This window comes from Caulobacter vibrioides OR37 (assembly GCF_000372645.1).
Taxonomy (GTDB): domain Bacteria; phylum Pseudomonadota; class Alphaproteobacteria; order Caulobacterales; family Caulobacteraceae; genus Caulobacter; species Caulobacter vibrioides_E.
Genome location: NZ_APMP01000007.1, coordinates 129571 through 140857, shown reverse-complemented (window position 1 = coordinate 140857; position 11287 = coordinate 129571). Strand labels below are relative to the sequence as shown.

Here is an 11287-nt window from a genome sequence, read left to right as displayed (position 1 = left end):
TCCACGTGAAACGCTCTAACCGCAGCTGTGAGCAGCCTGTGGATAGTCGGCGCGTGTTTCACGTGGAACATCACTTGCCGATGCAAAAGGTCGAGAAGACACGACCCAGAACATCCTCGGGGTCGACCCGGCCCGTGATCTTTTCCAGGGCCCGAGCCGCCAAGCGAACGTCCTCGGCCGCCAGCTCGACTTCCAGGCCGGCGTCGGATAGCGCGCGGGCCAGATAGCTCTGGGCTTCCCGAAGCCTTTCGGCATGACGCAAACACGTCGCGGCGGGAAAGTCGGCGCCGGACAACGCGTCGGCCACGGCAGCCGCAAGCCTGCTTCGAAGATCATCCAGCGCCGAAGCCGATCGCGCGGACAGACGAACAACCTCAAGCCCCTCCCCTCGAGCCCAGCGCTCCGCTTCGTCGAGCGTCAGGGTTTGGGCGATATCCACCTTGTTCAGCACCAGCCAGTCGCCGGGCCGAACGGCGTCCTCAAGCTCCACGCGATGTTTCACGTGAAACCCGTCGACGACCCAAAGCCTTAGGTCAGCATCCTCGGCCCAGGCCCGCGCCCGTCGCACGCCCTCGGCCTCGATGGCGTCCGACGTATCCCGAATCCCCGCCGTATCGGCGAGAAGAACCTTATAGCCTCCGAGCACCAACGGAACTTCAATGACATCCCGAGTCGTACCGGGTGTGTCCGTAACGATCGCCGCCTCCCGCTCGGTAAGACCGTTGAGCAGCGTGCTCTTCCCGGCGTTCGGCGCCCCGATCAAGGCGATCCGGAAGCCATCCCGAACCCGGCGGCCACGGGCGACGTCGGCGAGCGCCAGATCGAGTTCGGCTTTCAAGGTTCTCAAGGCCGGCCGAGCGCGCTCCGCGACGGCCTCGGGAAGGTCCTCATCGGGGAAGTCGACCGCCGCTTCGAGCATCGCCTGGGACTGAACCAGCAGGTCGCGCCAGCGATCGTAGCGCTGGCTCAAGGCGCCGCCCAATTGACCCAGGGCCTGTCGTCGCTGCGCCTCGGTCTCAGCGTCGATGAGGTCGGCCACGCCCTCGGCCTGGGCCAGGTCCAGCTTGCCGTTTTCAAACGCGCGACGAGTGAACTCCCCGGGTTCGGCCAGGCGTAGGCCAAGATCGCTCAGGGCCGACAGCAGAGACTCCACGACGGCTCGACCGCCGTGCACGTGAAACTCCGCGCTGTCCTCTCCGGTATAGCTGGCCGGACCTTCGAACCTCAAAACCAGCGCCTCATCCAGCGCCACGCCCTCGTGGCGCAAGGTCCTGAGCGCCGCCAAGCGTGGGCTCGGCGCGGACCCGCACAGCGCTTTGACAGTAGACAGCGTCGCCGGACCCGAGACCCGCACCACGGCCACGGCCGATCGTCCCGGCGCGGTGGCCAGGGCGAAGATCGTATCGGTCATGGTCTCAGTCGCGTTTGCCGGCGGCCGCGCCGGCGGCGGCCGTCATCAACTTCCGGAACTGTTCCTGCGCCCCGGCGCCGAACGCCATCCAGTTCTTCAACAGTTCGTCCGGCGCCAGCATCGCCATATTGGCGTCCATCCGGTTCTGCATCTCCTTGACGAGGTGCTCGTTCAAACCGCTGACATCCGGAAGCCCTAAAAAGGCTCGCGCCTCGACGGGCGTGCAATCGATCTCGATGGTCATCTTCATCGGGTGGTTCCCTTCAGTCAGGGCACGATATTGTTATGGGGCAAGCCCGTCGGCGCAGGTTAGAGCGCTTTGGTCGAAAGTCACATCGACCAGTATGGACGGAGAGCTGCGATGAGCGAGACCCTCACGATCACCACGCCGGACGGCGATTTCTCGGCCTATGTGGCGCGCCCGGAGGCGGACAAGGCTCCCGCCATCCTCGTGATCCAGGAGATCTTCGGCGTCAATAAGGTGATGCGCGACATCTGTGACGGCCTGGCCGCGCAAGGCTATGTCGCCGTGTGCCCCGATCTGTTCTGGCGGATCGAGCCCGGCATCGACATCACCGACCAGTCCGAAGCCGAATGGAAGCGCGCCTTCGAGCTGTTCAATGCCTTCGATGTGGACACGGGTGTCAACGACATCGCCGCCACCATCGCCGCGATCCGCGCGATGCCCGGCGTCGAGGGCAAGGTCGGCGCTGTCGGCTATTGCCTCGGCGGCCTGCTCGCCTTCCTGACCGCGACGCGCACGGACGCCGACGCCGCGGTCTCGTACTATGGCGTGGGTATCGAAAAGCACGTTGGCGAAGCCGAGAAGCTCAACCATCCGCTGCTGATGCATATCGCGGAGAAGGATCAGTTCGTGCCGCCGGAAGCCCAGCAGGTGATCCTGCAGGCGCTGAAGGACCATCCCCAGATCGAAATCCACACCTATCCTGGCCGAGACCACGCGTTCGCCCGCGAGGGCGGCGCGCACTACGACACCGGTGACGCGGCCAAGGCCAACGCCCTGAGCCTGGCTTTCTTCAAGAAGGCGCTGGGCTGATGCTGGCCGTCCAGGCGGTTCACACAGGCGGACCCGAAGTGCTGAAGGCCGTCGAGGTCGAGGTTCCCTCGCCGGCGGCCGGGCAGATTCTGATCAAGCACCACGCCATCGGTCTGAACTATATCGACACCTATCATCGCTCCGGGCTCTATCCGGTGAAGCTGCCGGCCGTGATCGGACTGGAGGCGGCGGGCGTCGTCGAGGCGATCGGCGAGACTGTCACGCGGTTCAGGCCGGGCGACCGCGTGGCGTACAATGGAACGCTCGGAGCCTATGCCCAGGCGGCCGTGGTCCCGGCCGACCGAGCCGTGAAGGTTCCGGATGGCGTAAGCCTGGAGACGGCGGCGGCGGCGATGCTCAAGGGCATGACCGCGGAGTTTCTGGTCCGCCGATGTTTCCACGTGAAACCCGGTGATCACGTGCTGATCCACGCGGCCGCCGGCGGCGTCGGCCAGATCCTGGTGCAATGGTGCAAGGCCTTGGGCGCGACGGTGATCGCCACCGCCGGCTCGAAGGCCAAACTGGCCGTGGCCAGGGACCTGGGCGCCGATCACCTAATCGACTACAGCGACGAAGACATCGCGGCCCGGGTCGCCGAGATTACTAGCGGCCAAGGCGTCGCGGTCGTTTATGACGGCGTGGGGAAAGACACCTGGGACGCCAGCCTGAAAAGTCTGTCCCGTCGAGGGACGCTCGTGACCTTCGGCAACGCCTCGGGTCCAGTCCCGCCCTTCGCGCCGCTGGACCTAGGGGCCAAGTCGCTGTTCGTGACCCGCCCTCGCCTGTTCGACTATATCGCCACGACCGAGGAGTTGGATGAAAGCGCCGCGGCGCTGTTCGCCCTCCTCGCCTCCGGCGCGGTGAAAATCGACATCGGCCAGACCTTCCCCTTGGCCCAGGCCCGCGCCGCGCACGAGGCCCTGGAAGGCCGAAAGACCACGGGCGCGACCTTGCTGGTCCCGTAGAGGCGAGATGCTCCCCCGCAACGCGGGGAGCTGCCGCGGAGCGGCTGAGGGGGCTCATGCGGCATAAGTTCAGGTGACCCCCTCCGGCCCTCTGGGCCACCTCCCCCGTGATGCGGGGGAGGAACTTCAAAAGAAAAAGGCCCCGGTAATACCCAGGGCCTTTCTCTTTCCGAACGAGTCCGGCTAGACTCAGGTGTTCATCGACTGGAAGAAATCGCCGTTGGTCTTCGACTGACGCAGCTTGTCGAGCAGGAACTCGATCGCGTCCGACGCGCCCATCGGGTTGAGGATGCGGCGCAGGACGTAGGTCTTCTGCAGCTGGTCCTTCGGCGTGATGAGCTCTTCCTTGCGGGTGCCGGACTTGAGCACGTCGATGGCCGGGAAGATGCGCTTGTCGGCCACCTTGCGGTCCAGGACGATTTCCGAGTTACCGGTGCCCTTGAACTCTTCGAAGATGACTTCGTCCATGCGGCTGCCGGTGTCGATCAGGGCCGTGGCGATGATCGACAGCGAACCGCCCTCTTCCACGTTACGCGCGGCGCCGAAGAAGCGCTTCGGACGCTGCAGGGCGTTGGCGTCGACACCGCCGGTCAGCACCTTGCCCGACGACGGGACCGTGGTGTTGTAGGCGCGGCCCAGGCGGGTGACCGAGTCCAGCAGGATGACGACGTCGCGCTTGTGCTCGACCAGGCGCTTGGCCTTCTCGATGACCATCTCGGCCACCTGGACGTGACGGGTCGCCGGCTCGTCGAAGGTCGAGGCGATCACCTCGCCCTTCACCGTGCGCTGCATGTCGGTGACTTCTTCCGGACGCTCGTCGATCAAGAGGACGATGAGGTAGCACTCGGGATGGTTGGTCTCGATCGACTTGGCGATGTTCTGCAGCATCACCGTCTTACCCACGCGCGGCGGGGCGACGATCAGGCAGCGCTGGCCCTTCCCCAGCGGGGCGACGATATCGATGACGCGGCCCGAGCGATCCTTGATCGTCGGGTCCGGCAGCTCCATGTGCAGGCGCTCTTCGGGATAGAGCGGCGTCAAGTTGTCGAAGTGCACCTTGTGGCGCACGTTCTCTGGGCTTTCGAAGTTGATCTTCGAGACGCTGGTCAGGGCGAAGTAGCGCTCGCCTTCGCGTGGCGAGCGGATCGCGCCCTCCACGCTGTCGCCGGTGCGCAGGCCATACTTCCGGATCTGCGACGGCGAGACATAGATGTCGTCCGGACCCGGAAGATAGTTGGCTTCCGGCGAGCGCAGGAAGCCGAAGCCGTCCTGCAGCACTTCCATGGTGCCCGAACCCGAGATCTCCACGCCTTCCTCGGCGAGGGTCTTCAGGATCGCGAACATCATGTCCTGCTTGCGCATGGAGTTGGCGTTCTCGACCTCGAAGGTCTCGGCGAACGCCAGCAGGTCGGCCGGGGACTTCTCCTTCAGCTCCTGCAGAGACATGGACTTCAGGCCCAGGGCCGCGACGGCGTCGGCGATGCTGGAGCCTTCGTCCTCGCCTTCCGCTTCGGCTTCGACCGAAGCTTCGGTGGCGACGTCGGCGGTGTCCGCGACGGTCTCTTCGATGGTCGCCTCTTCGGCGCCCAGGCTTTCGTTTTCGGTTTCTTCGGTCATGACAAGACTCAAGAGTGGGCGCGGGCCCCACGACGGAGTCCGGCCGGTAGAACTTCATGGGTCATGCCCGGTAAGGCCGGGACATGCGCGTCGATTGACGATGACGCGGATCGTTCGGGGAACGGACCTTGGAGCGGAAGGCTCGCGGGGCGCGCCAGGACGGGCGCCGGTCCGTGAAGGAGGCGGTCCGCCGATAGCGGACCTATCGCCGATGCAAATCACGCGGCGGACGGCGGGTCAAGCGCCCGCCGCCGTTTAGTGGTTCAGGAACTTGGTCGTCACCGAGACGACGATCACGATGGCCAGCACGAACGGGATCTCGTTGACCATCCGCCAGAACTTTTCCGAGCGGGGATATTCGCCCTTCTCGAATTTCTTGCGCGAGGCCGACAGGAAACCGTGGAAGCCGTAGAGCCCGACCAGCGCGACCAGCTTGGTGGCCATCCACGGCTCGGCCAGGAAACTCCAGCCGCGGATCTGGCTGTCAGCCAGGATCAGGCCCAGGCCGAACAGGGCCGTGGCGATCGAGGCCGGATTGATGATCCCGCGCAGCAGACGGCGTTCCATGACCGTGAAGGTCTCGGCCATCTCCGAGCCCGGCGCGGCCTTGCTGTGATAAACGAACAGGCGCGGCAGGTAGAGCATCCCGGCCATGAAGGCGATGACCGACAGGATGTGAAGCCCGCGCACCAGGTTGAAGTGCGCCACCAGGAAATCCATCACACCGCGGCTCCCTCTCGGCACGGGCACTTCGACCATTCAGGACCGCAGCGCCAGCCGCAGGCCGGGGCGACCGAACCGGCGCGTTCAGCCAGAGCGCTGCGAACGGCGCTAGCCAAGCCGTCGATAAACTCCGGCGCGCCGCCCAGGGCCGGGACGCGAACGTAGGGCGCGGCGCCGACCTCTTTCGCCAGCTCGGCGTATTCGTGGTCGAGTTCGACCAGGGTCTCGACGTGCTCGGAGACGAAAGCGATCGGGGTGATCATCACGCCCTTGCCCTCGGCGCCGGCGCGGCGGATCTCCTCGTCGGTCGACGGGCCGATCCATTTCAGCGGTCCGACCCGGCTCTGGTAGCAGACGGTCCAGTCGATCCCCGCCGGCAGCTTGGCGGCGACGGCGGCGGCCGTGGCCTCGATCTGCTTCTGGTAGGGGTCGCCGGCCAGAATGACCTTTTCCGGAAGCCCGTGGGCCGAGAACAGCAGGCGGATATTGCTCGGCGAGCCGGCCTTCTCCCAGGTCTCGCGGATCATCCGGGCGTGGGCCTCGATCAGTCCCGCCTCGGTCGGGTAGCAGCAGACGGTCGTCTCGGCGCCCGAGCCCTTGTAGGCCTTGCGCCACGCCTTGAGCGACGAGCCAGTCGTCGTGGTCGAGAACTGCGGATAGAGCGGCAGCAGCACGACCTCGTCCGGGGCGAAGGCCGCGACCTGACGCGCGGTCTCGTCGGTCAGCGGATGCCAGTAGCGCATGGCGATGAAACACTTGGCCTCGACGCCGGGCAGAGCGACCGCGAGGGCCTGCTCGAGCGCTTCCGCCTGATTCTTGGTTTCCGGCAGCAAGGGCGAACCGCCGCCCATGATCGCGTAGTTGGCCTTGGCCATCTTCTCGCGGGTCGTGGAGATCAGGGCCGCCAGCGGATAGCGGATCAGCGCCGGGGCGCCGATGATCGCCGGGTCGCGGAACAGGTTGAACAGGAACGGCCGGACGGCGCGCGGACCATCGGGTCCACCGAGATTGAACAAGACGACGGCGAGCTTCTGGCTCACTTGACCACCTTCTGTCCGGTCACCCGCTCCAGCACCGCCTCGACGTGCGCGATCGGCGTGTCCGGCAGGATCCCGTGCCCCAGGTTGAAGATATAGGGACCCTGGTTCCACTGTTCGAGCAGTTCGTCCACCCGCTTCAGCAGCGCATCGCCACCGGCCCGCAGCAGCAGCGGGTCCAGCGCGCCCTGGATCGTCTTGGTCTTCTGGATCGCTTGGCCAAGCTTGGCGCTGGCCTGGGTGTCGAGCGCCACGCCCTGAACCGGGACCTGGGCGGCATAGCCCTCGACCAGGGCGCCGGCCCCGCGCGGGAAGCCGATGATCGGCACGGTGACGCCCCGGGCGCGCAGGCCCTCGACGATCTTCTTGTGCGGCTGGGTGACCAGCCGATCGAACAGCGGCTCGGACAAGCCCTCGGCCCAGCTCTCGAACAGCTTCAGAGCTTGCGCGCCCGCATCGACCTGCATGGCCAGGTAATCGACGGTCGAGTCGACCAGCACCTGGATCAGGGCGTCGGTGGTTTCCGGATTCTGATAGGCGAAGGTCCGCGCGCCGCTGCGATCGCTGGAGCCCTTCTCGATCATGTAGGTCGCCACGGTCCAGGGCGCGCCGGCGAAGCCGATCAGGGCCTTAGACGGATCAAGCGCCGAGCGAACCTTCGTCAGCGTCTCCCCGACGAGCGATAGGGCCTTGCCCGCCTCTCCGGCCTTTTCGGCCATGGAATCGACCGACGGCATCTCGCCCAGCTTTGGGCCCTCCCCGGCCTCGAACCAGACCTTCTGGCCCAGAGCGCCCGGGATCAGCAGGATGTCGGCGAAGACGATGGCCGCGTCGAACGGGAAGCGCCGCATCGGCTGCAGCGTGACCTCGGCCGCCTTTTCCGGATCGAAGCAGAAGCTGATGAAGTCCGGCGCCGTGGCGCGCACCGCGCGATACTCCGGCAGATACCGCCCCGCCTGGCGCATGAACCAGATCGGCGGATGGGCGTGTGTCTCGCCCGAAAGCGCCGAGAGAAATTTAACCGTTTGTTGGGACTTTGGGGCCGAAGACGTCATGTCCGCGTTAAAGCCCGGCGAGAGCCAGCGCTCAAGCCCGTAAGTCCCTTAAGACCCTCCTATCATTTCTTAATAAGAAATTAAGATTGAAAGAGGTCGAGGCAGGGCAACCGCAAAGCGGGGAAAACGCCCTTTTGGCGCGTGACTCGCACAGTCCATCCGCTTCCGCCCCCAGGCCTTCCCACATGTGGTTAAGGCTTTGTTAATCGTGTGGACAGCTAGACAGCTCGTTGAATTTCTTAACGAACGCTTAACGCATCGAAGGGTGCGATAAAGACCGCGCTCGATTCCGTCCTCTGGTTTGGACAAGCCCTATCCCCTTATCGGGGGATGCGGCGCGAGCTTGGGGATGGTAGGCGGGAAATGCGACCGTTGATCACAGCGGCGCCGTGTCACGACGTTCGGCGGACCATTCGGCCCCCGGTCGTCCCCAGGGGCAGGACAAGTGGTTAAACAACCGTTAACGGATGATCCACAGGAGAGTCTGGCTCATGGCGGCGAGAGCGAGCGGCTCCCGCCGCGCTTCGCCACCTATTTCCATATCCATCTGGTGTCGGACTCCACCGGCGAAACCCTGAACGCGATGGCCCGCGCCGTCTGCGCGCGGTTCACCGATATTCTGCCGATCGAACATATCTATGCCCTGGTCCGGTCCACGCGGCAGCTGGATCGGGCGCTGGAGGAGATCGCCGGCGCGCCGGGCGTGGTGATGCATACGATCGTCGATCCGGGCCTGCGCGCCGCGCTCGAGGAAGGCTGCCGCAAGCTGGAAATGCCTTGCATCGCGGCCCTGGATCCGGTGATCAGCGCCATGTCGCGCTATCTGGGCGCGCGGATTTCGACACGCGTCGGCGCCCAACACGCCCTGACCAACGACTATTTCGACCGTATCGAGGCTTTGGACTACGCCATCGCCCACGACGATGGCCAAGGCGGCCAGGACTTGACCCAGGCGGACGTCATCCTGGTCGGCGTGTCGCGGACTTCGAAGACCCCGACCTGCATCTATCTGGCCCATCGCGGCGTGCGCGCCGCCAATGTGCCGCTGGTGCCGGGCCGGCCACCGCCGCAGGACCTGTTCGAGCTGAAGAACACCCTGATCGTCGGCCTGATCACCTCGCCCGACCGCCTGATCCAGATCCGCCGTAACCGGCTGCTGTCGCTGAAGGAGAACCGCGAGAGCGACTATGTCGACGCCGACGCGGTGCGGCAGGAGATTATCGCTGCCCGGCGCCTGTTCGAGCGGATGAACTGGCCGGTCATCGACATAACCCGGCGCTCGGTCGAGGAAACGGCGGCGGCGATCATCAATCTGCTGTCGGGCGGCCGCGGCAAGGTCGAGGTCCTGGGATGACCCCCGTCACCCTCGCCTCGCAGAGCGCCGCGCGACAGATGATCCTGAAGAACGCCGGCGTCGCCTTCGAGGCGGTGAGCCCCGGCGTCGACGAGGACGCGGCCAAGGCCGCCTTGCTCGCCGAACAGGTCGCGCCGCGCGACATCGCCGACGCCCTGGCCGAGATGAAGGCGGTCAAGGTCTCGACCAAGCGTCCGGGCCTGGTGATCGGCGCCGACCAGACGCTCGACCTCCGTGGCAAGCTGTTCGACAAGGCCGAGACGCTGGCCCAGGCGCGCGAGCATCTTCTGGAACTGCGCGGCCAGACCCACAAGCTGCACGCGGCCGTCGTCGTCGCCCGCGACGGCCAGCCGATCTGGCGCGTGGTCGAGAGCGCCGCGCTGACGGTGCGCCCGTTCAGCGAAGCCTGGCTGGACGCCTACATAGAGCGTCGCGGCGAGGCCCTGCTGTGGTCGGTCGGCTGCTACGAGCTGGAAAGCGAGGGCGTTCAGCTGTTCAGCCAGGTCGATGGCGATTACTTCACGATCCTGGGCCTGCCGCTGATCGGCCTGCTCGATTTCCTGCGTCTTCACGGAGCGCTCGCCGCATGACGATCTCTGGAGCCGCGATCGTCGGCGGCGTCTGCGGCCAGCCGATCCGCCATTCGATGAGCCCGATCCTGCACAACGCCTGGATCCAGGCGGCGGGCCTGGACGCGGCCTATGTTCCTTTCGCGCCGGCGGCCGACCGGTTCGAGACGTTTATAGACGGCCTGCGAGGCGGGGCGGTGCGCGGTCTCAACGTGACCATTCCGTTCAAGGAACGGGCGCTGGCTCGCGCCGACACCGCCAGCGATCTGGCCCGGATGGCCGGTGCGGCCAATCTGTTGATCTTCAACCCGGACGGCTCGGTCCATGCCGACAATACCGACGGGCCGGGTCTCTTGAGCGCGATCGCCATCCAGGCGCCAGGCTTCGACGTCGCGGCCGCGCCGGTGGTGATCCTCGGCGCGGGGGGCGCGGCGCGGGGCGCCGTGGCCGCGCTACTTCTGGCTGGCGCGCTCCGGGTGACGGTGGTCAACCGGACCCTGGCCAGGGCCCAGGACTTGGTCGACGCCTTCGGGACCAAGGTCTTCGCCGCGGCGGAAGCCGCCCTCCCCCACTTGCTGGCGGAGGCGGGCCTGGTGATCAACGCCACTTCGCTGGGCCTGGGCGGCGGCGACGGCCCGGCGGCCGACCTTTCCCGGACTCCGGAGACGGCGGTGGTGATGGACATGGTCTATAAGCCGCTGCGCACCGAATTCCTGCAACGCGCTCGGTCGACCGGGCGCCGGGCGGTCGATGGTCTGGAGATGCTGTTGCGCCAGGCCGAACCAAGTTTCGAGGCGATCTACGGCGTCGCGCCGCCCGCCGACGTCGATGTGCGGGCCATCGCGCTGAAACTGTTGGGCGAGGACTGAGCCATGCTGGTGCTGGGGCTGACCGGGTCGATCGGCATGGGCAAGTCGACCACCGCGACCTTGTTTCAGGCCGAGGGCGTGCCCGTCTACGACTCCGACGCGGCGGTGCACGCGCTTTACGCGACCGGAGGCGCGGCAGTGGCCCCTGTCGAGGCGGCGTTTCCGGGCGTGGTCGTCAATGGCGCCATCGACCGGGCCAAGCTCAGCGCCCAGGTGGTCGGCGATTCCGAGGCCCTGGCCAAGCTGGAACGGATCGTTCACCCGCTGGTCGGCGCCCATCGCATCGGCTTTTTCGAGAAGGCCCAGGCCGAGGGTCACGAGATCGTCGTGCTGGACGTGCCGCTGCTGTTCGAGACTGGCGGCGAGAAGAAGGTCGACAAGGTGGTGGTGGTTTCCGCGCCGGCCGACGTCCAACGTCAGCGCGTTCTGGCGCGCCCGGACATGACGCCCGAGAAGTTCGAGGCGATCCTGGCGCGTCAGACGCCGGACGCCGAGAAGCGCGCGCGGGCCGACTTCGTCATTGATACGAGCCAGGGAGTGGACCACGCCCGCGATCAGGTCCGCGACCTTCTGACTCTGTTGAGAACCTCCCGCTCCGCTTGAAGCCGGCCGCGAACGGTCGCATGGAGG

12 protein-coding genes are annotated in these 11287 nt (G+C 66.3%); 6 read left to right on the top strand and 6 right to left on the bottom strand.

The annotated features are described in order from the left end of the window. Window positions 1-70: 70 nt before the first annotated feature. Together mnmE and OR37_RS08535 are read right to left on the bottom strand one after the other, a co-directional pair. On the bottom strand, window positions 71-1411 hold the full coding sequence (mnmE, locus tag OR37_RS08540; protein WP_004618187.1) for a tRNA uridine-5-carboxymethylaminomethyl(34) synthesis GTPase MnmE: 1341 nt from the start codon (window positions 1409-1411) through the stop codon (window positions 71-73). A gap of 4 nt (window positions 1412-1415) precedes the next feature. Further along, window positions 1416-1661 (bottom strand): DUF6489 family protein, encoded by a 246-nt coding sequence (locus tag OR37_RS08535; RefSeq protein WP_004618186.1) that lies wholly within the window; start codon window positions 1659-1661, stop codon window positions 1416-1418. 111 nt (window positions 1662-1772) lie between these two features. On the opposite strand from OR37_RS08535, the gene OR37_RS08530 reads away from it, so the two are divergent. Together OR37_RS08530 and OR37_RS08525 are read left to right on the top strand one after the other, a co-directional pair. After that, complete coding sequence (locus OR37_RS08530) at window positions 1773-2468, top strand: dienelactone hydrolase family protein (RefSeq protein WP_004618185.1); 696 nt, start codon at window positions 1773-1775, stop codon at window positions 2466-2468. Next, window positions 2468-3433 carry a quinone oxidoreductase family protein gene (locus tag OR37_RS08525; protein ID WP_004618184.1) on the top strand — a complete coding sequence of 322 codons (966 nt, stop codon included), beginning with the start codon at window positions 2468-2470 and terminating at the stop codon, window positions 3431-3433. The genes OR37_RS08530 and OR37_RS08525 overlap by 1 nt, the downstream gene beginning before the upstream one ends. 189 nt (window positions 3434-3622) lie before the next feature. On the opposite strand, the gene rho is transcribed toward OR37_RS08525, so the two are convergent. The 4 genes from rho to hemE form a co-directional block, all read right to left on the bottom strand. Beyond that, window positions 3623-5050: a transcription termination factor Rho gene (gene rho, locus OR37_RS08520; RefSeq protein WP_004618183.1), complete on the bottom strand. Its 1428-nt coding sequence runs from the start codon at window positions 5048-5050 to the stop codon at window positions 3623-3625. 255 nt (window positions 5051-5305) lie between these two features. Continuing rightward, complete coding sequence (locus OR37_RS08515) at window positions 5306-5809, bottom strand: CopD family protein (protein ID WP_165570587.1); 504 nt, start codon at window positions 5807-5809, stop codon at window positions 5306-5308. Continuing rightward, window positions 5770-6813, bottom strand: a complete 1044-nt coding sequence (gene hemH / locus OR37_RS08510) for a ferrochelatase (RefSeq protein ID WP_004618181.1) — start codon at window positions 6811-6813, stop codon at window positions 5770-5772. Before hemH ends, OR37_RS08515 begins: the two co-directional genes overlap by 40 nt. After that, window positions 6810-7865 carry a uroporphyrinogen decarboxylase gene (gene hemE / locus OR37_RS08505; protein WP_035017105.1) on the bottom strand — a complete coding sequence of 352 codons (1056 nt, stop codon included), beginning with the start codon at window positions 7863-7865 and terminating at the stop codon, window positions 6810-6812. The genes hemH and hemE overlap by 4 nt, the downstream gene beginning before the upstream one ends. Before the next feature lie 445 nt (window positions 7866-8310). Here hemE and OR37_RS08500 point away from each other — a divergent pair, with 445 nt between their 5' ends. Genes OR37_RS08500 through coaE form a run of 4 tightly spaced genes read left to right on the top strand, consistent with a single transcriptional unit; the run spans window position 8311 to window position 11260 of the window. Then, window positions 8311-9219 carry a pyruvate, water dikinase regulatory protein gene (locus tag OR37_RS08500; RefSeq protein WP_004618179.1) on the top strand — a complete coding sequence of 303 codons (909 nt, stop codon included), beginning with the start codon at window positions 8311-8313 and terminating at the stop codon, window positions 9217-9219. Beyond that, on the top strand, window positions 9216-9809 hold the full coding sequence (locus OR37_RS08495; RefSeq protein WP_004618178.1) for a Maf family protein: 594 nt from the start codon (window positions 9216-9218) through the stop codon (window positions 9807-9809). Before OR37_RS08500 ends, OR37_RS08495 begins: the two co-directional genes overlap by 4 nt. Next, window positions 9806-10657 carry a shikimate dehydrogenase gene (aroE, locus tag OR37_RS08490; RefSeq protein WP_004618177.1) on the top strand — a complete coding sequence of 284 codons (852 nt, stop codon included), beginning with the start codon at window positions 9806-9808 and terminating at the stop codon, window positions 10655-10657. The genes OR37_RS08495 and aroE overlap by 4 nt, the downstream gene beginning before the upstream one ends. Window positions 10658-10660: 3 nt before the next feature. Next, entirely contained in the window at window positions 10661-11260 is a 600-nt protein-coding gene (coaE, locus tag OR37_RS08485) for a dephospho-CoA kinase (protein WP_004618176.1), read from the top strand. Window positions 11261-11287 lie beyond the last annotated feature (27 nt).